The sequence below is a fragment of the Nocardia sp. NRRL WC-3656 genome (genome assembly GCF_000720265.1).
In the GTDB taxonomy this organism is placed as follows: Bacteria; Actinomycetota; Actinomycetes; order Mycobacteriales; family Mycobacteriaceae; genus Nocardia; species Nocardia nova.
On record NZ_JOJF01000002.1, the window covers coordinates 224,638 to 248,428 of the forward strand.

A 23,791-nucleotide genomic window follows, 5' to 3' on the forward strand; every position below is an offset into this window, starting at 1 on the left:
TAACAGCGCATGATCGAGTTTCCCAGCTGGCTCGAGTGGCTGGGTGCGGCCATCGGGATGGAGTGGCCGCACGGCAACGAAGACGATATGTGGTCGCTGGCAGGCGACTGGCACACCGCCGCCGGCGAACTGCGCGACATTCTGAGCCTGATGGACGACGCCAAGTCCGCGACCCTGGCCGCGTACCCGTCCGGCGACGGCCAGCAGCAGATGATCGACACCTTCGACAGCATGCGCCACGGCAAGGATTCGCTGGAGGCGCTGGCGGGATACTTCGATCAGGTCGGGGATTCGGTCTACGGCGGCGGTACGCAGATCGAATACACCAAGCTGATGTTCTATTCGACGCTGGTGATCACCGCCGCCGATATCGCCGCGGTGTGGATCTTCCCGCCGACGGCTCCCGCGGAGGAAGCGGGCATCATCGTCGCAACCCGTGTCGCCGTGCGGATGATGATGCGCCGGGTACTCGACGCGATGGCCGGTTGGGCGGGCCGGTTGGCCGAGAACGCGTTGGTGCGCTTCATGTTCCGCCATGTGCTGCTGAATGCGGCCCTCGGCGCGATCCAGGATTTCGCGGTGCAGCAGTGGCAGGTGTGGGAGGGGCACCGCAAGAGCATCGACTGGCAGCAGCTCGAGGTCACCACCTTCGCCGCGGGTGTCGGTGGCGCGGCCGGCGGCGCCTTCGGTGAGGCGATGGGCAAGAAGTTCGGCAACGCCTTCCGCAACGAGGTCGGCGACGTCACCTCGAAGTGGGGTGTCAATCTCACCCGCGCCGGGATCGGCGCCGGATCAGGCCTGGTCAACTCGGCGGCGGCCTTCGGGGGGTCGGTCGGTTGGCAGTTCGCCTCCGATCTGGCGCACGGTGATCTGGACACCGCGCTGAAGAATTTGAAGAATACGCACGTCGATTGGCGCATGTTCAGCGCCGGAGCGATCACCGGCGGGGCGTCGGCGGTGAATCACAATATGGCGCACAGCCATTTCGAGAACTCGCCGTTCTGGAAGCTGAACGCGCCGCGGCCGGATCTGGGCAATATCGGTGATCTGCACGGCTCCACCCACGACGGCACCGTGCCGAACGCCCATGTCGACCTGTCCAACAGCAATGGATCTGTGCCGCACGGTGATTCGACTACCGGTGCGAACGGCGAGCCGGGATCCTCCGGGTCCGTGCGCGGCGGGCCGGTGACGAACGGTCACGACAGCCACGCGGGTGCGCCGACTACGACGGCCGGCACTCACGAGCGCACGGCATCGGATGCCGGTGGTACGCCGGAACGGACTGCGCCACAAGATCGTTCGGATACCTCCGAGACCACACCGTCGACTCCGCCGACGGAGCGTTCCGGGTCGGAGGGCTCGAGTTCGCCGTCCGAATCCGCGACATCCACCGGACCGGTATCCGACTCGTCGCCGACTCCGCCGGCTCGCAGCGAGGTGCCGGGCGGCACGCACGATTCCACGACCGCGGGCACCGCCGCGCCGCCGAGCGGCGGTACGCACGAAAACGTCACGCCGACAACGGCTCCCGCCTCCGAATCGGCGTCCCATGCATCGGGGGCCGCACCCGCCGGCAGCGAAGCGGGTACGGCCGCCGGTCCTGCCGCATCGTCCGGACCGGCCGAGTCGGCGAGTTCCGCCGCCGCCTCGGGACCGGCCGCATCGTCCGGCCCGAGCGCTTCGTCGGGGCCGAGCGCGTCGGGATCGAGCGCTTCGTCGGGGCCGAGCGCGTTGTCGGGATCGAGCGCGTCGTCGGGATCGAGCGCGACGGGCACCGGAGCGTCGACCGGTTCGAGCACGACAGCCGGTGCGTCGACGGGCTCCACGGCCGCATCCGGAGCGTCGCCGGTCGACGCTCGAGGACCCGCGTCCGGCGGTGCCGAGGCGCCCCGGACCGGCGAGGTGCGCACGCCCGACGCCAAGGCGGGCATCGACGGACGTGCTGCCTCCGATCTCGGCCGCGGTTCCGCTACCGATGCCCGGCCGCAGGGCAGAGCCGGTGCGGCCGACCCGTCCGCGGCCCGCCCCGCTGCCGATCCGCGGGTGCAGGCTCGAGTCGGCGACTCCGAGGGCCCGCGCGCCGCGACCCGGCCCGGCGCGAGCGAGGGCGAGCGGGTCACCGCCAAACCGGACCGCGCGGACACCGCCCAGCCACGCGACCGCGCGGATTCCGCCCAGCCGCGAGACCGCGCCGGTGCCGGCCCGCGCACGGACCAGCCACGCGGTTCCGAACCGACACGCGCGAGCGACCGTCCCGAAAACACCCGCACTCCAGGCAAATCCGAGCAGCCCACCGCGCAGCGGCCGGACCGACCGGCGTCCCGCGACGAGGTACGCGCACCCGAACGTCAGCCCGCGCCGCGGAGGGATGCGGACGAGGCCGGAACGCGTGACGACGCGACGAGCCATGAGGTCGATTCGACCGAGCCCGCGCAACGGGAGTCCGAGCGGCGCGATGCCGACACGTCGACCCCGCGCGATACGGAGGAGACGGTCCAACGCGACCCCGAGCAGAGCGATGCTGACACCTCCACCCCGCGCGATACGGAGGAGACGGGCCGGCGGGACCCCGAGCAGCGTGACACCGACGCGTCCGACCCGCGCGATTCCGACAGCACCGAGCCTCCGGTCAGTGAGCATGCCGGCCCGAGGGATGCCGAACATGCCGGTCCGCGTGATTCGGACGGTGCCCTCCCGCTGGACGACCGCGCGCCTACCCGCGATTCCGACAGGGCTGTACCTGGGGCCGACGAGTCCGTTGCCTTCCGGGACGCCGACTCGGAGGTTCACGCCGATGCGGCGGTACCCCGAGACGCGGATTCGGGCGTCTCGAACCATCCGGACGAGCCGGGTGTGCGGCACGACCCGGCCGACGATGCGGCTACGCCGCGCGACGACACCGGCGATCCGGCGCGAGACCCGTCGCATCCGGACGAGGCCCGATCCGAACACGATGCGGCGCAGGACAAATCGAATGCGGAACCGGGTGGACCACGACGGCGCCCCGCCGCCGACGCGAACCACGACGGTACGGTGCGCAAACCGGTTCACGAGGCGGGCGAAGGCGGCACCCGGCACGACCGCGACGAGACGAGCGATGACCGGCCCAAAGACCAGATTGTGCCGGGCGCCCCGCCCATGCCGGCGCCGGTCGGCGACCATCAGCCGGCGCGTTCCGCGCGGAGCGAGCAGCCCGATCACACCGGTGCTCCGGAGGCGGCGAAACCGGCGACCCCGCGGCCGGAGTCGACCCGCGGCCGCTGTGCCGAATTGGCGCTGAAGCTGATTCGCGATCTCACCGGCAGCAAGACGATCCGGCTGGCCGAGCGCGCCGTCGGACCGGAAGGGATGACGGCCGCGGAGGTTCAGGCGGACGCCGGTGGCCGGATGGTGAAGGTCGGCGACCACGATGCGATCGCCCGGCGGCTCTCGCGGATGCGCAAGGGGGCGTCGGCACTGGTGGTCGACGGTTATCACGCCGGTCCCGGCCGCCGAGTCGTCGGTGCGCACGCCTACGTCATGGTCCACGAGGGTGGCGGGCGGATCGTGGTGCGCGATCCGAGTACGGGGGTGGTGACCGACCACCCGGCGAGTGTGCCTTCGGATCTGCACGACACCCACATGATCCTGTTCGACCACCGCGGGCGCCCCATCCATCCGCTCACCCCGGAACATCGGGAAGCCCTTGCGCGGCAGCAGGATCCGTCCGCCGTGCGCATCCGGCAGGCGCTCGACGACAACGTCGGCCGCGTGCACGAACTGCTGCTCCGAACACCCACCGGCAGAAGGATTCTCGGCGAACTCACCGATCGCCGCTATCGCGAGCACATCGATCAGGGGTCGCACAGCGACGGCAGATCCGGGTCGTTCCGGCGCCGCGACATCACGGCGGTCCTGTACGCCGAGGGACGCGGCCAGATCGCTCAGGCACTCACCCTCGCGCACGAGAGCGTGCACGCCGAGCGGTATCTCAACGGCGAATCCCCCGCCGATCGCCCCCTCGAGCTGTCGCGCGACGACTATGTGCGCGAGATGGTGCACGAGGAGGCGATGGCCTCCGGACGCCGCTTCCAGCTGGCGGCGGAGTTGCGTGAACTCGGCTACGACATCGCCGAACACCCCGCCGAGGTCGCCTACCGCCATGCCTACGAGCGCGCGCTGCGCGGACTCGAGGGGCCGGGAGCGCACGAGATCGCACATGAGGTGGCGGTCGACCATCTGCGCAACTACCTCGAGCACGTCCCGCCGAACGACAGTGGCCGAACCTACGCCGATCATTACCGCGATATCTGGGATCGCGCGCACGACGGCGCCCGCACTCCGACCGATCAGAGCATCCGCTACGTGCCCGACGATCCGATGGTCCGCGACCGCATCCGCTCGGCCGCACTCGAGCGGCATATCGCCACCGTACGGTTGAACGAGCATGCGCAGGAGCTGGCCCACGTCGCCGACCGGGTGGCCGATCGCATCCCCTACGACCCGACGATGCGCCGGGATATGGTGCAGCACTTGATCTCCGATCAGCTGCGCACCGTCGAGCGCGAACTCGGCCGCGATGGGCTGCCACCCGAACGCCGCGCCGAATTGCGTCGGCTGGCCCACGATCTGCGGCGGATGTCGGATCTCGTCGATCGGCATCACAACGCGCTGGCCGAGGTCGACCGGCTGCGGGCTACCGCCGCCGCGGACGTCGCGCGCCGGCTGCTCGGCGACATGATCGCCGATGCCCCGGGCGCCGAAGTGTTCGGTGACCACTTCGCGATGATTCCCGGTGAACCGGAACGGATCATGGTCGCCGCGGGGCCCGGCGATCACGAGCGGGTCATGCGGGCGGCGCCGCCCGAGATCGTGGAGCGAGTGGCCCGCCCGGGTGTCGAGCCCGAATACCTGACCGTCGACACCCGCCACAACGGCGAGATCCGCTACGAGCGGGCCGACCAACCGGGGCCCGCCCGGGAAGAACCGGCCGAAACCGTCGAGCCGCAGGACCTCGCGGCCCGGGCTTCCGAGGCGATCGTCACCGAGTTGGAGCGCACACTGGCCGATGTGCCGGTGGGCGCCTGGGCGGTCGACACGCTGCACGCCCGGGGTGTGACCATCGAACACGACTCCGGGGGCGGTCATCGGTACGAGCCCGCCCGCAACCGGCTCACCCTCGATATCGGCGGCACCGACGGCGAGCAGATGGCCGCTCTGGTCCACGCCGCCATCCATGCCGAGCGGGCACACGAGCGCAGTGCCGCCGACGGTGTGCTCGACCGCGATCGGATGTCGCGCGAGGAATACGTCGACCATATGGTGGACGAGGAAACCGACGCGCACGCAATGGAATTCAACGCGCTCGCCCAGTTGCGCGATGCGGGCCACGACATCGCGACGAGTCCGCTGGAGCGGATCTACCGCGACGCGTTCACCGCGGCGCGCGAACGGGCGGCCGCGCGCGACGACCTGCCGGGCGATGCGACGGCGCGGGCCGCCGAACTGGACCGGATCGCGAACCAGGCCGGTGTCGACGCCATCCGCCCGGCAGTGGGTGATCATGCGCCCGACGGCGGCGCGAGTTACGCGCACGGTTACGGCGAGGCGTGGGATTCCGCGCATCCGCCCCGGGACGAGTCGACCGACGGGCAGTCCGCTCGTCCGGCAGCCGGACCACCCGAGCCGGGCGGATCGACCTACATCAATACCTACGGCGGCGATACCGCCTACGGCATCAAGGGGTGGGTCGACGAGCACGGCGTGCTCCACTACGAGGTGAACGTCGGTCCGGACACGCCGTCCGGGCGGGAGATGTTCCGGGATCTGATGAACGAGCTCGGCGACCGGGTCGAAGCGATCCAGGACGAGTGGTACGACGGCGGGGCGCTGACCGACAATCTGGACAGTTTCAACGCGGGAGTGCAAGACGGCTTCACGCCGGAAGAATCGGCGCGCCGCACGTTCACCGGCAAGCTCGCCGAAGAGCTGGGCTATACCGAGGTCACTTTCGGCGATCCGGAGCTGCCGGGTGATTCCGGTCTCGAGGGCCGGCTGGGCGAGAACGCCGGCGTCACAGTCCTTTTCCGGCGCCCCGAAGGGTTCGATGGCGCACCGCACGTGGACAGTCCCGAGTTGCCCGACGGTGCCGGTGGTGCGGGTCGTCCACCCGGCGAGCCGCCCACGCCGGGCGCGGCCCCGGGCGAGCCGCCGCGGCGGGGCGAGGTCGTCGTGACCGTCGACGGTGAGCATGTGCGGTTGCGGCTGGTCGCCGACGGCGGCGGGCGGTGGCGGGTCGAATCCGTCGAGCCGGTCGGTGAAGGTGAGCACACGCCCGGCGGTGAGGTCGAACCGGCGAAGCCGGGGCGGCTGCGTTCGCTGTGGCAGCGGTTCACCGGCGGGTACGAGGGGCACTATCCGAAATATCCGTCGGGCAGTGGTCAGGACGGCAAATATCAGACCGAGATGACCGAGGATTTCGGGCATCTGTTCGACATCCACGTGCTCGAGACCCTCGGTGACCACGACATCAGCATCAATTACGCGCGGTTGCTGAAGGAGTCGTTCACGCTCTGGATCAACCGGGAACACGCACCGCTGCTGAACCACCTCACCGCTCGCATGGATCTGCAAGCGGGTGAACATATTCCGATGCGCACCCGCGACGGGCGGGAGTACGCGTATTGGAACGAGGACGCGGACCCGGCCGAGGTCGCGGCGATGCACAAGTATCTGCGCGATATCGGGCTGGGCCACCTGGTCGATGAATCGCAGCCCCATGACCTGCCCGGCCATTCCGCGCCCCAGCACGGCGAAGCCGAAGCGCCGCACGACAATCCGGCCGACGAGTTGCGGGCCGCCGCCGATCGATTGGGCATCGACCTGACCGATATCAGCCCGGAGACGCTGCGCCGCGCACTCGATACCGCCGAATACCAGAATCTGCGCCGGGCCGCCGTCATCGAGGCCCTGCGTGAGGCGGCGCACCGCTACAACGCCGAGCACGCCGATATCCCGTACCGGCCGCAGTCGATCACCGACCACAATCCGCTCGGCCGGTTCCTCAAGGAAGTGATCATCGCCCAGGGCGACGATCCCGGCCTGCTGAACTGGCGCGGCGTGAACAACGGCGCCGAATCCGGCCGCGACTTCGATGTGCTGAACGTCGAAAACCCCGACGAGCGTATCGAATACGACCCCGAGGACGAGTCGGGCCGCGACCAGGGCCTGCGGACCTATTTCGAGAATGCGCTGCGGCGCGACCAGATCCGCGACGAGCGGGCTACCTGGGCGGATCTGCTCGCGGCCGAACTGTCCCGGCTCGAACCGGACCAGCTCGACCGCGCATTGAACGACCTGCGTGACGGAGTGCACGAACGTGCGGGGGAGATCCGCGATTTCGCCGACCGGGTGGCGGCGTTCCGGGAACGTTTCCCCGCCAACGATATTCGCGAGCTGCCGCCGCAGCGTCCGGGTGAGCCGGGCCGGCTGGTGGTCCTGGATGTGCACGGCGACCACGAACAGACGCTCGCCGGGGCCCTCGATCGCCATCCCGGGCTCGCCGCCCGCCTCAACAACGGTGAGGTGCGGGCGGAGAAGTGGACGGTCGTCGTCGACGCGAACAACCAGGCGCACGTCCGCCACGTCGGCGATATCGAGGGCCGGGCGATCTCGGTGGACGTCGAGGGCCGGCATCTGGACGGACTGCTGGTCCGCGACGCCGACGGCACCTGGCACGTCACCCAGCCGCCCGGCGAGCCGGCCCCGGTCGCGCCGCACGCCCGCACACCGGAGCAGATACGTTCCGTCCGAGACGATCTCGCGCGCGAGCTCGGCCTGGACCCCGACCAGATCACCCCCGAACTCATCGAACACGAGCTGCGCGCCAACGACCTGCGCGCACTGCAGATCGAGGCGCTGCTGGACCACGCGCGCACCAGCGACGCCATCGAGTCCTTCCACGATCTGGCCAATGCGCGCGACCGGCTCGCGCAGACCACCGGCATCGACGATGCGCAACACGCGACGCCGGAGCGGGTCGCCGAGTCGATCGCCGATCGCGGCACCCGCAACGCGCTGCGCAAACAGCAGGTCGAGCAGCTGGTCAAGTACTACGACAAGCTGGCGAGCTACCTGAAGGGGCGGGGTGAGGATCCGGCGCATCTGGTCGAGGCCCGCGACGATCTCGTGCGCGCGCTGGGCGGCGAACCGGAGGACGTGTTCCCGAAGAAGTACTCGAAGGAACTCGACTATCAGCGCAATCCACAGGGCATCGATCCCGGCGAGCTGACCTCGCTGATCCGCGGCCGGCTCCGCGACCCCGGCACCGGTGCGGCGCTGACCGATTTCATCCGGACCCTCGCGGACACGGATCCGTTCACGAACGGTCTGCGTTTCGATCCCGCGACCGACCCGCGGGTATTCGACGGTGAAGTGCCGATGCACGATCCGGACGCGTTGACCCACCTGCGGGAGATCATCGGTGACGGGCAGCGGCTGTTCGGCACGCCCGACCCGGATCGGCCGGTCGCGTCCGGATCGCGGCCGAATCGCGATTGGGCCCGGCTGCTCGGCCACGACCTCACCGATGCCACCCCGGAGCAGTACGTGCGGGCCTACGAGGCCTATCGGGACGGCAAGATCGAAAAGCACGAGCGGCTCACTCCGGCGCAGCGGGAGCAGGTGCACCGCGAACTGCGCGAGGAGTTGCGACAGCGGGCCGCCGATCTGAAGGCGCTGGCGGAACTGAACGATCGCTATCACCAGGCGGTCGCCGATCTGCCGGAGAACCGGCAGGCGACCATCGATCGGCTCAGCCGGGAATGGGCGGCTGCCTGGACCGAGCGCGAACGGGTCCGCAGCTATATCGAGGCCCATGCCTACGAACTCCGCGTCACGCCGGAGGAGTTGCTGTCCGACGACCTGAAAAACGGCTCGGCCCTGCACGATCTGTTCGGCGAACTGGGGTCGCGCACCGTCCGGGGCGAGAATCTCGCCGACTACCGGAGGCGGTTCGAGGAATTCAGCCGCCGGCACGACGCGCTGTTCGAGGCGACGCGCAGATTCCACGACAACGACGTGCGGGTGGCGGATCTGGACGCCGAACTGCGCGCGGCCGTGGCACGCGATGTGGAGCTGTCCGAAGGCGAGGAGGGCGACGACGGCGCGGCGGCCGCCCCGCCGCAGGGACCGCCGTCGAAGCCGCCCAGCTCACCGGGGGAGGGTGCGCCACCGCCGGAGCCCGGAGGCGGGGACCCCGATGGAACCTCTTCGCAGACGCCTGGCGGCCGCGACGAGGGCGAGTCCGCCTCGACTCCCTCGGAACCACCGCGTCCGGGCGACAACGACGGCCCCGCAGCCGATTCCGGTGCCACCGCACCGCGCATCGAGTCCCCCACCGAATGGGGCATGCGGATGCGCGCGGAGAATGCGAGCTGGGACGCGCGGATGGCGGCCCGGCATGCCATCCGCATGCGCGAACTCGCCGACGAGATGGTCGCCCGCGATCCGGACGGTCCCGAAGGTCCCACAACCTGGGCCGCTCGGATGCGCGCCGATCAAGCGGAATGGGAGGCCCGGCAAGCCGCCCAGCACGCCGACTGGCTGTGGAAGATCGTCGGCGACCACCGCGGACCCACCGAACCGACACCATCGCCTGCCGGAGCACACGAGCCGAAACCCGCTGCGCCCGAACCGGAATCGCCGACCGCCTCGCCGAAGCCGGATGCCGCGGAGGCGGAGACCGGTGACAACTCCGCGCCCGAGTCCGATGCCGGTGGCCGCACGCCGGAAACCGGCGAGCGGAGCCGAGAGGCGGAGCCGAAACCCGAGGCCGAGGCGTCCCAGCCGGTGTCCGTCGAACGGCCCGATACTGCACCGCTCGACCCGTCTGCTCGCAACGGAGAAGACGCTGGGACGCCGAAACAGGACGGCGTCACCGGAATCTCGGAGCCGGGGCAGGAGAGCGTGCCTGGCGACCCGGCCACGGATCCGGCGAACGGAGTCGAAAAGCCGCTGCGGCAGCCGCGCTCGGGTGCTGGGGCACCGAAGCCGGAAACAGGATCCGAGGCGGAGAACGCCGAGCCCGGGGCCGAGAACCGCGAGCAGTCGCCGGGGACGGGGCAGACGAAACAGCCGGCAGGGCCGGCACCGGAATCGCAGCAGACGCCGGGGAGCCGAGAACCGCGGGACGGGGCGTCGAGAGTCGAGGGCGCGCAGCCGGATCCGATCGACGCCGCGCTTGCTCGACAGGACGCCGCACATGCCGAATTGCGCAGGATCGCACGAGAACTCGGCCTTCCGGACCACGGCAACGCGCGTGATCTGGAGGCCGCGATCCAGCGCCGGATCGAGGACGAGTCGGCCGAACATCAGGCCACCATCGCGCGCAACGATCTGCGCCCGGACCAGTGGGCCGCCGCCCGCGACCGCGCCCAGCAGCGTTTGAACGAGCTGTACGGCCTGCGCCGCGAGATGATGTGCGCCGCCCGGGATTACCAGGCCGCCCGGATCGAGGAACGGCAACTGCGTGCCGCGAATCCCCACAGCGCGCCGGCTCCCGGCGAACGGGCGTCCGCCGACGGTCGCCGCCCCGCCGCCGACCCCACCGCACGCGGTGATCAAGGTTCCGCCCAGCGCGGCGGCCGGAACAGTCCCGGTGCTGAGGGGCCTGGTGAAAGGCCTGGTGAGCAGCCGGCTGCTGGTGCGGAGGGTTCTGTCGCGAGGCCTGGTGACCAGTCGGCAGCCGGCGCTCAGGGTTCTGGTGCGAAGGCTGGTGAGCAGCCGGCGGTCGGCGAGGAGCGTCCCACCGCGAAACCCGCAGAACAACTGCCGTCCGGTGACGAGGGCTCCGCCGGCGAACCCGGCGGCGAGGAGCCGGGTGCCGATTCCGGTGGTGGGGACGACGGCACAGGTGGGTCACCCGCGAAGCCGGGCGGTGACCGGCCCGGTGGTGCCGCGCCGCGGGCCGAGGCGGAACCCGGCGCGCAACCGGCACCCGATGCGGCCGGTGGTGGGACCGGCGGTAAGCCCCCGACGAATGGGGGTTCGGACGACGCCAGCCCGCCGCAGGAAGGGGGCGACAAATCCGAAAACGTTCCGGCGCAACAGGATCCGAGTAGCGTGGCGCTTCCGCACCGGACCGAGCCGCCCGCACCGCCCGGCGGCGAACGGCCCGCACGCGAGACATGGCATCAGGACGGCCCACAGCGGGAGCACCGTCCGGTGACGCGTGCCTTGCGAAAGGCGCTGCGGGATCTGGCGGATGCCGGTACCACCCGAGTCCGCGCCTGGACGCGAATGACCGCGCGCGCTCACGATCTGGGCCTGCGGCCGGACGAGATACGGCGTGAGATCCTGCGCGAGACGATCGCCCGCACCGCCGATGCCGCCGACACCGCGCCGGCGGTTCGGAACGAATTGCGTGATCTGATCGGCGATCTCGACCGCGGCGCACCGCGGCTGGAGGTGGACCGCCGCGCCGCGCTCCTGGGTGTGCCGCTGCCGTCCGATCATCAGGTCGCCGACGCGATCCGCGACCGATTGGCACCGCCGGCCCAGCGGCGTGCCGAACTGTCCATCGAACTCGGCGATCGCCGCACCGTCGATCTGCCCCGGCTGGAGCGGCTCGCCCGCGAGTTCGACGTCGATCCGGAGGGGCTGTCGCGGCCGGAACTGCAACGTGCGGTCCGGGACGCGGTGAACAACCATCGCGACACCATCTCCGAGCGGCGGCGGCGCGCGGCCGTCGAGCTGGTGGACCGGTACCGCACGGCGTCGGCGAACGAATCCGCCCGCCGGGCCGCTGCCCAGCATGCCGCCGAACGCGAAATGCTGCAGTTGCGAGCCGGTTTCGACGATCGCGGCCCGCGAATCTCCGGAGTCTCCTACCGCCGCTTCCGGTTCGACGCCCCCAACCACATGCGAGTGGACGGCGCCCCCGGCGAGCGCGGCCGGTGGGTCGGGGTCGGATCGGGCCGTGATCCCGAGCTCCGGTTGCCCGCGCGGGAGCGGATCCGGCATGCGGCCGAGGGGTTCGACGCCGTCTACTACCGGCTCGAGCTGGACCACAACGGCCGCATCTGGGTGAGCGAGCACCATCCGGCATCGACGGAACCCGTTGCCGTGCGGCCGGATCCGGCGCGTCGCCCCGGTGACTGGATCGCCGGCGGCGACGAGCACGAACACGACCCGGGCACCCGGGCACTGCGCAGACAGCTGCGCGACCTCGGCGCGGAACTGGATCGCCGCAACGATCAGGTGGACAAGAACTTCGCCAAGATCGTCCGGCTCGCCGAACATCTGGGTATCGACGACGCCTGGCGGATGCGGCCGCGCGAGCTGGCCGGAGCGGTGCGCGATCTGATCGTCCAGCGCCGGGCCCGTGCCGACGAACTGTGGAATCGCGCGGATATCCCACGGGCCGACCTGCAGAAGTTCTTCGAGGACCGCCGCGCCGAGGAGGCGCGGGCAGAGGAGACCGAATCGCTCGGTAAGGCCCTGCTGGGGCTGTTGCGGGTGCACGATCAGACGTTGGTCGCCGCCCGCGACCGAGTGGCGGCCGACGCCGCGCTACTCGCTGCCCGCGACGTCCTGGCCGGTCACGAGGGCCTTCCGCTGGGTGCCGACGGACGCCCAGTGGACCCGGCGAATCCGAAACCGGAAGTGGCGCGGCTGGTTCCGGGCCGCGACGGCGCACCGGACCGGCTCGTCGTGGTGGCGCCGGGCGCGAATCCGGATCATGTGCTCGACCCCGCTGTCCGCCGCGCGTTGCTCGGCGACGACGGCGAATTCGTGTTCCAGCAGGTTCGTGTCGACGCCGACGGACACGTTCGGCTCAGCGATATGCGTCGGCCCCCAACGGAACTCGGCGGAGCCGCGCACCGCCCGGCCGAACTCGAGCAGCCGCGTCGAGCCGGAACCGAGCCGCACGCGCCGGAATCCGGCGAGCCGCACGCGGACGGGCCTCGTCCGGCGGGCAACCCCGAGCCGGCGGCGGATCCGCAGGCGGCACTCGACGCGAAGGTGGGCGAACGTGCCCATGTGGCAGCCGATCTCGAGTTCTGGCGCAGTAAGGTCGACCATCGCGCCGACCCGTTCGGGGATGTGGATCTGAGCCGCAACCGCTGGTCGGAGACGTTGCGTCAGTTGCGCGGAGACACCGGGCGCTACGTCAGCGACAGCGCGGGCCCGGACAGTCCCGACGTCGCGCGGCACGAGCAGCTCAATCCGGAGCAGGAGCGGGAGCAGACCGACCACGTCGACAAGCTGGCCGAGGCGCTGGACCGGCTGTTCCATTTCGAGGACCGGCTCGACGCCATCGACCGCGAGATCCACGACCTGGAACAACAGGGCGCCCGCCACGACGCGTCGCAGGCCGAAGCGGTCCGCGACGAACTGGGCCGGGTGGCCGACGAGCACCGGGCCGCGGTCCAGCGGGCGAAACCGTTGCGGCGCATCAGGGATGAGCTGTCCCGGCTCCTGGACGACCCCGCGCAGCGCACCCCCGAGAACCTGCGCCGGCTCGCCGATGCCGAGGAAGCGGTGGAGCGCGCCGAACACGAGATCGACCGCTTCAACGACGAGCGGGTCGCTCTCACGGGGGCGTGGCCCGATGCCGTCGCCGACCACTGGCGGGCCGCGGTGGGTACGGACGAGACGCCGGCGGTGCGCCGGATCAGCGAGAACGTGTGGGTGGACCACGGTCGCGCGCCCGACGAGGACGGAAACGGCGGCCGCCCGGCCCGTTTCATCGTCGTCGCCGGGCGCGCCGCATTCGACCATCCGGACGTGCCGGTCCGCGCCGACGATCCGGACGGACCGCGACGGCCGGCCGACGACCGATTCGACGCTCCGCTGCTGGATGCGCTGGCACAGCATCCCGATCTGGCCGCGCTGCTGAAAGATCCGGCCACCACCGTCGATCGGCTGACGGTCACCGGTGAGCTGGCCGGCGGCGATCGCGACGGCGCCGGTCAGATCCGCGCGCGGGTCGAGACCATGGCGCCGGTGGAGGTCGAGCGCACGGGGCTGCCGGCGCACGGCCGCCTGGGTCGAGACGCGCTGCCGTTCGCGGGCGACACGATGGTGCGCTGGCGCGGCGCGGACGGACACTGGCACGACACCCGGGAGCGCCAGGCCCGCGGTTTCCGCGCCTACCAGCCGGAACTGCCGCGCGGCACGAAACTGGACAAATACTGGCAGAAGGAAGTCGACGGCTGGCGGCTGCCGCCCAAGGGGTGGGCGGCGTTCGGCGGTACGGACAACTCCCACATCCCGTATCGGCAGCGTGAGGAGAAAATGCCGGACGGGTTCAGCGGCACCCTGGGCGCCGAACCGTTCCAGAACATGGTGGAGCCGTTGGTACTTCGGCTCCTGACCGATCACTGGCCGGAGCTGAGCTACGAGCAGATCCTGACACTGAGCGAAGCCGGCCGCGCCGAATTGTGGTGGCATCAGGGTCCGGGGCCGAAACCGGAGCCGCCGCCGGGCTGGGACGAGGAAGCCCATCACGGCATGCCGCTCGACGGCGCGCTGTACACCATCGGAAAGCGTTGGGTGCAGCTCTACGACATGGCGCGCAAACACCCGTGGGTGCTGGGTCCGCTGCAGCGCCGGCCGGAGATCGGGGAATGGGTGCGCGGGCACACCACCTGGCTGCCCGACGGCGCGTTCGATCCGGATCATCCGGTGCTGCGCAAGATCCCCGTCGTGCGCTCGTTCCGTGGCTGGAAGGGCTGGCGTGCCGGGCCGCGGATCGATCTGCAGCCGCCGCATCGGCCGTGGTCGGCCGCCGATCACGTGCCGCCGCGCGATCGGGTGGAGTGGTCCACGCCGCGCCAGGACCGCGATGTCGCGCGCTGGGATGCGGTGCAGCGCTGGGCGGATCGGGTGATCGGCGAATTCGCCGACGACGCCGGCAATGCCGATGTGCACCGGATCGTCGACCTGCTGACCCGGGCCCGCGATCCGCTGCTGGACCCCGCCGACCCCGGCGGGGCCCGGCTGGAGACGCTGAACCTGGCACGGCATCCGGACGGCACTGCGCTCACCCGCGCGGAACTGACCGAGCGCATCCAGTTGGTCAAGGACCACCTCATGCGCAACGAGATGTGGGTGCGCGACCACGCCGACCCGACCGGCAGGATGGTCAAGAAGACCTACGACCGGCTCCCGCATGTGGCCGACGCCTGGTTGCGGCTCACCGGCGAGGGCGACGGCGACGGCCGGACCACGCCGTACAACGAAGATCTGCTGCTGCTCGACGACGCCTACGTCGAAGCCAGGTACCTCGCCGACCACGACGACGCCACCTGGCACGACGCGGACCTGGAAGCGGCCCGGTACGGCTACGACTGGGACACCAACCGGCGCCGCCTGAGCGGACATCTCGTGATCCGTGACGGGGTGCCGGTCCATCCGGACGAATTGCCGCCCGATGCGCCCGAGCGCGACGGCGACAAGACCCTGCGGATGTCGCGGATTCCGTATGCGGTCGACGCGCCCGCGCCCGATCCCTCGTGGCTTTCGCCGCGCGAACGCCGCGCCGCCGAGATCCTCGCCGAAACCGGTGCGCGGCCACGCTTCCCCGGATTGCCCCGCAACCCGGTCGAGGCTCTGAAGGAGGTGGCGGCGCGGGAGGCGGGGCCGCTGCGTGCCCTGCCCGCCCCCGGTGCGCGCGACCCGCTGCTGGATCTACTGCTGCGTGCGGGCCGCGTGGAACAGCTCGCCGATGCCGACCCGGGTGAGCACTTCGTCTGGGCGGAACGCCTCGGCGAACCCGAAGCTGCGGTGGAGCCGAGGCAACTGCCCGACACGCTGCGGCGGCTGCGCGGCGATCTCACCCGCCGGCTGGACGACCTCGGCGCGGCCGGGCCCGACGAACAGGCCCGTGAGGCGAATCGGGCCGGGCCTGCATCCGGTGACGGCCCGCTGCGACAGCCCGGGCCGATGGAGCCACACGAATTGACCTCGGGCCGAACCGAAGTCGAGCGGCTGGCGACCGAACGTGCCCGTCTCGCCGACGACCTGGGCCGGTTGCGCGCGGAACGGGACGCCGCCACCGGCAGCGAGCGGGAGCGTGCCGCACGAGCCTACGAGGAGGTACGCACCCGGGTCATCGCCCTCACCGAGCGAATCACCGATGCGGCCGGACCCGATTTCCTCGCGGCGCAGGGCGCGCGGCCGGTGACGAACCGGGTCGGAATCATCGAGGGCGACCATCCGATCGTGATCGTGGTCGGCCTGCGCTCCGACGGTTCCGGGGGGTCTCCGCACCGTGCCGAACTCGATGCCGCCGTCGACGCTCATCCGGAACTGGCACAGGCCCTGGCCCATCCGGACGCGGAGATCCGCTACATCCGCCTGACCGTGGATTCCCAGGGCCGAGCCTTCGTCGCCGCCCTGGAAGCGCCGCCCCAGGCCCCTCGTCCGCAGCAGCCGGGCTCCGAATCCACGCCGCCCGTCGCGGAATCGAATGCCCACCGCATTCCCCCCGCTTCGGAGGAGACCGGTGCCGCACCGCAACGACCGGACCAGCAGGCCCCCGCCGATCCTCCGCCTGGAGAAGCCGGTGCCGAACAGGGCGGTTCCGCGAAAAATAGTGCGAACCAAGCGAATACGCCGAGCCTCGCTGTCGACGGTGGGCGTCGGGAGTCCGGCGGGGCCGGTGGTGTCGACAGTGCGCCCCGCGCACCGCGTGGTGCCGACGGTGCTGCGGAGACTGGAGGCGATGAGCCGCCTGGTGCCGACGGTGAGATCAAGACCGGGCTTGTCGAGCCGCGTGGTGCCGACGGTGCGGTCGGCGGCGAGCATCGGGAACTTGGTGCTGCCGACGGTGTTCTCGACGAAGCGGAGAGTCGGCCGAATGAGGACGACACCGAGGCCGGTAAGCCGGGAACCGGCGAAGCTCCGGAAGGCAGTCGGAGCACGCCGGGGCGTGCCGACGCCGGTGGAGAGCGGCCGGTGACACCGGTGCGTCCCGGCATCCCTTCGGAAGGTGAAGGGAGCGAACCGGATACGGCGCGCGGGTCGTCGGGCGATGCCGATGCCGGGGAATCCGGAGAGAAGGGAGAATCCCCAGGGGACCGGGCCGAGGAACCGCGGACCACGCAACCGCACGGGGGTGGTCGGCGTGCGTCCGGCTCGGACGGAGACGGAACGGATTCGGAGTCCGAAGACGGGACGGGTACCGGCCGGCGGGCGGGGCAGGAGCCGCCGGACGGTGGTGAGCCCGATCGTGCGGGTGGCGCGAACCCGCGTGCTCGCGATCCACGCAAGCCGTACATCACGCCGGTCCCGCACGTCCCGCACAACGCCGAATTCGAGTGGCCGGATTACACACCGAAGCGCATCGACGTCAACCTCCCGCCAGCGCCGATTCCGACCCCGCCGCCGCATCAGCCCCCGCCCCCGCCGCATCAGCCGCCGCCGCATCAGCCGCCGCCGCACCAGCCGCCGCATCAGCCACCGCGAATGCCCGGCCCGGGACAGCCCGGCGTAGGCCATCACGACCCAGACGGTGGCCACCACGACCATCACGGTCACGACCCCGATCACCACGGCGATCACCGAGGGCACGGCCTCGGGCATGAACACGGTCACCACGGTCACCACGCCCATGACGGAAATGATCACGACCACGGCGGCCACGGCCATGACCATCATCACGACGGCCACGGCCACAATGGGGATCACGAGCACGGCGGCCACGAGGATGGTGACCACCACCATCACGACCACGACCACCATCTGCCGGGTTCGCAGGCTCAGCCGAGCATCCCGGTACCGCCGTGGCTTTCGGACTCGAGCGCCCCGGGCAATGCCGCCCCACAACCGTTCCCGCTGCCGGGCGCGGGTATCGAGCGGAATGTGAACCCCGCTGCAACCGGGCTCAACCCGTTCGGTGAACCGCTGGGGGCGATCCCTCACATGTCTGCACCTGCTGTCCCACAGCAGCTTCCGTCGCAGCCGGCCCCTGAACCGCGTGGATCCGACGGTTCACACGCAGCGATCCCACCGGATCATGGCGTCGGGCAGGGCCCTGGCGGTGCCGACCGGTACGGCGCCGGGTACGGCAATGGGAACGGCCACGGCACCGGATACGATCCGGGAGCCGGATACGGAAACGTCCACGATCGGCAATTCTCGGTCGATCGCCCGTTCTCCCTCGGTGATCCGGCAGCGGACGCAACGGGACATCCTGGGGTACAACCGGTTCCCTCGGCTCAGCCGCAGAACAACTTTCCGCAGAACGGTTTCCCACCGCTCGCCCCACCGATGCCGCACGGCAACAACCCGGCCTCCGCCTCCACTCCGGCACGTCACCCCGCGCACCCGACCGGCTCGCCGACTCCCGCCGCGCCCCGCATTCTGGTGCAGGAGTTCAACGGTCACCGTTGCGCGGAGGTCGATCCGCTCACCGGATCGCTGCACGAGGCCGCCGAGCCGATGGGTCCGTTCAGCGGGGTGTACGGCGATCTCGACGGCGTGGAGTTCGTCTTCTTCCGCACCGACGATCGGCTTTTCCTGCGCGTCGCCGGCCAGTTGATCGATGCCGACGATCTGGCGGTGATCGTGCACTGGCAGCGTGCGGGCCGCCGGCATACCGACTTCACCGTGACCCGAGCGGGTTTGGCGGTGTGCACGGTGCGCTATCGCCGGCGCAAACCGGAACTCGACCTCGGCTTGTGGATCCGCGATGTGCTCGACAATCCCGCCCGCCGAACGCAGATCTTCGCCGAAGTCCGGGGTGTGCGGTGAAAAGCGCAGCACCGCACACTGTTACCGAGCATCGCATCGATGAGGATGTCCGCAGCCGGCCGCGCCGGACGGTGGACGCGAACGAGGAGAACACCGCGACGTGACCCGCCCCGATGACCACACCCCGGACCCGCAGGACGCCACACCGGTGCCGGCCCGACCGGACAGCGCACCCGCGGCCGCCGCGCCGGATCCCGCACTCGACGACCGGGCCGATCTTCCGTCGCACGACACCGCGGGTTCCGCCGCCGAGGACGAGCCGGACGTAGGCTTCACTCTCGGCGGCGGAATGCCCGAATCCATCGCGGCGGCAGTCGATCCGGAGGCGCGCGCCAGGGAATTGGCACACGGGATCGCGCGCGAACTGGCGGCGGTCGCGCCCGAGGGGTGGCACGAGCTGACGGCCGTCTTCGCCCTCACGGTGGTGGTCGGTGGCGGCGAGGTCGTCTTCACCGACGACCAGGACCGCGTGCTGCGTGCCGATCCGCCCGAGTCGGTCCTGGAGTTGGTGCGCGAGCACCGCGACCTGTCCGCGGCCTTCGACAGCGGTCCCTGGTGGCGCCTGTTCGTCCGATTGGACCGGGCCGGACACCTGCAGGTCGACTACGACTACGGTGACGAACCGTTCCCCGACGATCAACTGCTGGCGCCGGAGGCGTATCTAGCCGACCTGCAGGCATATCCGCGCGATCGGGTGCCGGTCTGGCTGGGCGCCTACATCGGGCACGGCGACCGGCAGTCTCGCCCGCCGGCCGTCGCGGCCCGGCAGGCGCGCGCCGATCGAGCCGAGGGTGTGGTTCCCGTGCTGTCGGACGACGACTTTCCCGATCTGCCCACGCTGTGGAGCCGGTGGGCGGTGATGGCGGCGGCTTTCGTCGCCGCCGGATCGCAGTGGGGCCCGCGCGTGTTGCCCTCGCTGGGCTGGTTCGAGGGCGCCCGGCGCGGCGGCAGCACGCTGTATCTCCTGCCCGGCGGCCGTGCCGTGCTCTCCGGCGGGGTGTGGGAGGCGCCGGCGCTCGATGCCGCCTACAACGGCGGTGCACCGCTGCCGCGGCTGTATGCCGGCGCACCGGAATGGGTGTCGAATTCGGTGCTCAATCCGCGCTTCGGCGACGGGCTGCTGTCGTTCTGCTACTGGTGGGAGGACGGGCGGTGGTATCGCGGTGAGTCGCCCTCGGCCGATCACCTCAGCGACGCGTTGCCGGGTGTCTGGACCTCGGCCACCGTCGCGCAGGTGATCCGCGGCCTGATCGACGGCGAGGCCGACGACGAATTGCGCTCCGCGGTGGACACTCTGGTCGCCGCGGCCGAGGCCAATGTGGTCACCCGAGAAACCCTCGTCGCCGTCTTCGGCGACGACGGTGGGTTCGACGTCGACGGCGCATTCAACCAGCTCACCTTGGCCGGTGCGACGCCGACGGGCCCGGCGCCGCTGCCGCAGCCCGAGGCGCTCGAGCGGGTGCGTGGTCACATCGGCGAGGCCGGGATCGATACCGACGGATATCCGCTGGATCGACTGCACGCGGACCGGATCTCGGTCGGCTGGATGGTGTACGTGCCCGCCGAACCCGACGAGGTGGCGATCGGGCGGGCCGTGTTCTACGTCGCCGACGACGGTGTGCTGGAACAGTCCTCGTCCTCGATCGCGCCGTCGGTGTACGTCGAGGGTTTCGAACAGCGGTTCCGGGAGCGGCGCGGCGCATTGCGGGCGGGGTGACACTCGCCGCCGGTGTTTCACCCCGCGTTCAACCGCCGTTGCCGCCGGTGTTGCTCGCAGGTCGCAGAATGTTCGAAAGATGATGTGGGACTTGCTATTCGGCATATCGGCGCGGGCGGGGGACGACCTGCGGACGGTATCGCCGACGGGGTGAACGCGCAGCTTCCGCTGCTACCGAATTCGAGGAGCACGATCGATGGCGCCCGATCCGACTACGCCCGTCGCTACGGGCAATCCGTGGCCGGCGTTGAGTGACTATACGAAGAACCACACCTCCGGCAAGGATGCGCTGAAATTCGAGCCGGACGTGGCCCTGGAGGTGGCCGCGGCCGCGGAGAACACGATCGCCGCGCTGAAGACGTTGCAGCTCTACACCGACGACCTCACCGCCGGTTCGCCGGTCTCGAATCTCGCGTCGGGCACCGCGCTGGGCAAGAAGTTCGGTACCGAAGCCACCGATCTGAAGACGGTCTTCGAGGACCACAAGACGATCCTCGGCCAGATGATCGACACCTTCATCGCGGCCGGCAAGGCCTACGGGAAGATGGACGGCTTCAACTCCGCGCTGCTGGACAATGTCAGCGGCAAACCGGATTACATGTGGGACGCCGACGGCCTGGACCCGATGGGCGACCCGCCGAAAGTGCCTGCCACCAACGACGATCTGAAGAATCCCGTCAACGCGATGGACAACAAGGCGGGACTGCAGTCGTTCCAATCCTCGACCATCAGCCCCGAAGCGCCGGACTACATGAGCTGGTACGACCTGTTTCAGGTCGGCAACTACATCCGGGTCAACAAGGTGGCCGAGAACCTCGCCAACCACGCGGGCACCTGGTGGTGGATGGCGACCGAGGTGAACAAGGTCTACTCGGATCTGCTCAACAAGATCGACTCGGTGACCGTCGACAAGTGGAGCGGACCGGGTAAGGAGACCGCGGTCGCGGCGGTGCAGGCCTACGGCAAGAGCATTCCGGGGCTGTCCACCGCCATCAGGGGCACCGGCGATCTGCTCGTCTACACCTCGGGGTGGCTGAACGAGACCCAGTACAGCATGCCGCCGAACAACGATGCCGACGCGAAGACGCAGCAGCAGTGGATCCAAACGGTGCGCGAGAGTTTCCGGCGTACCTATGTCTTCGGGATGAACCAGTCTTCGTCGCATGTTCCGGTACTGCCCGCGGCCGCGGCGGCATTCGGCCAGATTCCCACCAATCCGTACGACCCGACGGGCCAGAACCCACCGGGCAGTCAGAACCCGCCGGGCAGCCAGAATCCCCCCGGAAGTCAGAACCCGCCCGGCAGCCAGAATCCTCCGGGGGGCGCGACCCCGCCCGGCGGCGCGACCCCGCCGGGCGGTACGACTCCGGGCGGCTCACCCAACGACGCACAGGCCAAGGCCGCGCAGGAGGCCGCGGCCCGGCGGCAGCGCGAGGCCTTGGCGCAGCAGCAGAAACAGGCCGCGGAATACGAGAAGCAGCAGAAGGAAGCCCAGCAGCAGCAACAGAAGGAACAGCAACAGCAACAGAAGCAGCAGGAACAACTGCAGAAGCAACAGGAGCAGCAGCAGGCGGCCGCACAGCAACAGCAGGAGCAGCAGCAGGTGATGTCCGCTGTCCAGCAACTGATGTCGGCCGCGCAGCAGGGTGCGCAGCAGCTGATGCAGGCGTTCCAGCAGGTCGCCCAGACCCTGACGCAGCAACAGCAGCAGGACGCGCTGGCCAAGGCCGGGCTGGGCGATATTCCGGGACTGGGCATTCCGGGCATGGACGGCTCGGATCCGCTGTCCGCACTGGCGGGCGCCGGGGGCGGTGCGGGTGGCGGCGGTGGCGGTGTGCCCGGCGGCGGTGCCGGGGTGCCGGGATTGCCCGCGCTCAATCGCGATCTGGCGCAGGCCTCCAAGTTGTTCCCGCGGGCGAGCACGCTCAGCACGGCGTTGAGTGCCACCACCGTCGACTCCGCGACCGGCCGGGCCGGCGCCGCGCCGATGGCGGGCACTCCCGGCTCACCGGGTGCGGCCGGGGCGGGCGCGCAGAACCAGCAGGGCAAGGAGCACAAGCGGCCCGCCTATCTGGACTCGGTCGAGCATCTCGAGGACGCACTCGGCGATGCGCCCGTGGTCGTGAAGCCGGTCGTCGAGAAATGAACCGCAGCTGGAGCTTCACCGATCTCGAATTCGTCGTCATGTGGCGGCATTTCGGTGACGAGGGGCCACCGCGTCCGTTCGTCTACACCACCGACATTCCGCTGGAGGACGACTTCCAGCGCGAATGCACGCGCCTGCGCGACCGGATGCTGGCCCGTCCCGACCACACCCTGTTCGACGCCGTGCGCGACTGCACCCGGCCCGATCTCGCCGTCCTGGTCACAGGATTCGACGGCCACGACCCGCATCGCGGCGAGGGAGCGGTCCGGCTGCTGGCCGCCCGGCGAGAGGATCGCGGCTACCTGCTCACCCAACTGCCCGGCCGCACCCTGTTGCACGCCGGTGGATTCACCATGGTGCAGTGCGATCCGCTGCGGCTGGCAGATATGGTCGCGGATGCCCTGCCACCGGTCGAGGCCGGTGGCTCCGGGCACATTCTGTTACCGCCCGATCCGGAATCGGCGGCAGGCGTCACCGAAGCGCACTACGTATCGGCCGACAGTGCGGGCGGTGCCCCGCAACTCTGGGACAGCTACGACGAGCCCGACGACGCGGCCGGGCAGCGCTTTCTCGATATCGTCCCGGAGCGTTCCGGCTCCATCGAAATCGCCCAGGGCGTATCGCGTTTCGGCCCGCGGGGTCGTACCGTCCGGCATCTGGACTGGCGCGACCTGTCCGGCGACGGCCGCTACGTGATCCAGGCGGGCCCGCCGCGCACCGCCGCCGGAGTGGACCGGCAGGGACTGATCGCCGCGATCAACGCCGAGATCATCACCGTCGTCCGCGCGATCAAGGACGAGCGCGTCTGACCGGCCGCCGCCACGGTGCCCGATTCCGACCGACAACGAGGAGCATGATGTCCACCGCGACAACGCGATCGGGTTCGATCGCGGTCGAAACAACCGAACAGGGCCTGCCGCTGCGGATTTCGATCGAGGCGAGCGAATTGCGCCGCGATCCAGCCGAATTGGCCGCCGAACTGCTCCGGATGTGTTCACGCGCGGCCGATCGGGCCGGACTCGCACGGCGGCGCCAACTCGCCGAGGCCGGGCTGAGCAGCGACCTGCTCGCCTTGACCGGACTGCCCACGGCGGAGCAGGTCGAACGGCAGGAACTGATCGACGAGCAGGAGTACGACACGGAACCGCAGAGCTGGCTGAGGTCGGTGAAGTGGTAGCCCACGACGC

The 23,791-nt window shown here is 70.4% G+C and carries 5 protein-coding genes; all 5 read left to right on the top strand.

What is annotated here, in order from left to right; all coding sequences use genetic code 11:
• The first annotated feature begins 9 nt into the window (after positions 1 to 9).
• The 5 genes from IG65_RS34330 to IG65_RS0103880 all read left to right on the top strand — a co-directional run bounded on the left by IG65_RS34330 (position 10) and on the right by IG65_RS0103880 (position 23,781).
• Positions 10 to 18,741, top strand: a complete 18,732-nt coding sequence (locus IG65_RS34330; RefSeq protein WP_036523092.1) for a hypothetical protein — start codon at positions 10 to 12, stop codon at positions 18,739 to 18,741.
• Between the two features lie 100 nt (positions 18,742 to 18,841).
• Positions 18,842 to 20,458, top strand: coding sequence for a hypothetical protein (locus tag IG65_RS0103865; protein WP_369801457.1), 1,617 nt, complete (start codon positions 18,842 to 18,844; stop codon positions 20,456 to 20,458).
• Between the two features lie 196 nt (positions 20,459 to 20,654).
• On the top strand, positions 20,655 to 22,604 hold the full coding sequence (locus IG65_RS37570) for a hypothetical protein (RefSeq protein WP_030513419.1): 1,950 nt from the start codon (positions 20,655 to 20,657) through the stop codon (positions 22,602 to 22,604).
• A complete protein-coding gene (locus tag IG65_RS35690) occupies positions 22,601 to 23,413 on the top strand; it encodes an ESX secretion-associated protein EspG (RefSeq protein ID WP_030513420.1) in 813 nt (270 codons plus the stop codon). The genes IG65_RS37570 and IG65_RS35690 overlap by 4 nt, the downstream gene beginning before the upstream one ends.
• A 47-nt stretch (positions 23,414 to 23,460) precedes the next feature.
• Complete coding sequence (locus IG65_RS0103880) at positions 23,461 to 23,781, top strand: hypothetical protein (RefSeq protein ID WP_030513421.1); 321 nt, start codon at positions 23,461 to 23,463, stop codon at positions 23,779 to 23,781.
• Positions 23,782 to 23,791 lie beyond the last annotated feature (10 nt).

Excerpts from the sequence above, each read along its gene's own strand:
- IG65_RS34330 (WP_036523092.1), top strand. The coding sequence starts at position 10 with ATGATCGAGTTTCCCAGCTGGCTCGAGTGGCTGGGTGCGGCCATCGGG.
- IG65_RS37570 (WP_030513419.1), top strand. The coding sequence starts at position 20,655 with ATGGCGCCCGATCCGACTACGCCCGTCGCTACGGGCAATCCGTGGCCG.
- IG65_RS35690 (WP_030513420.1), top strand. The coding sequence starts at position 22,601 with ATGAACCGCAGCTGGAGCTTCACCGATCTCGAATTCGTCGTCATGTGG.
- IG65_RS0103880 (WP_030513421.1), top strand. The coding sequence starts at position 23,461 with ATGTCCACCGCGACAACGCGATCGGGTTCGATCGCGGTCGAAACAACC.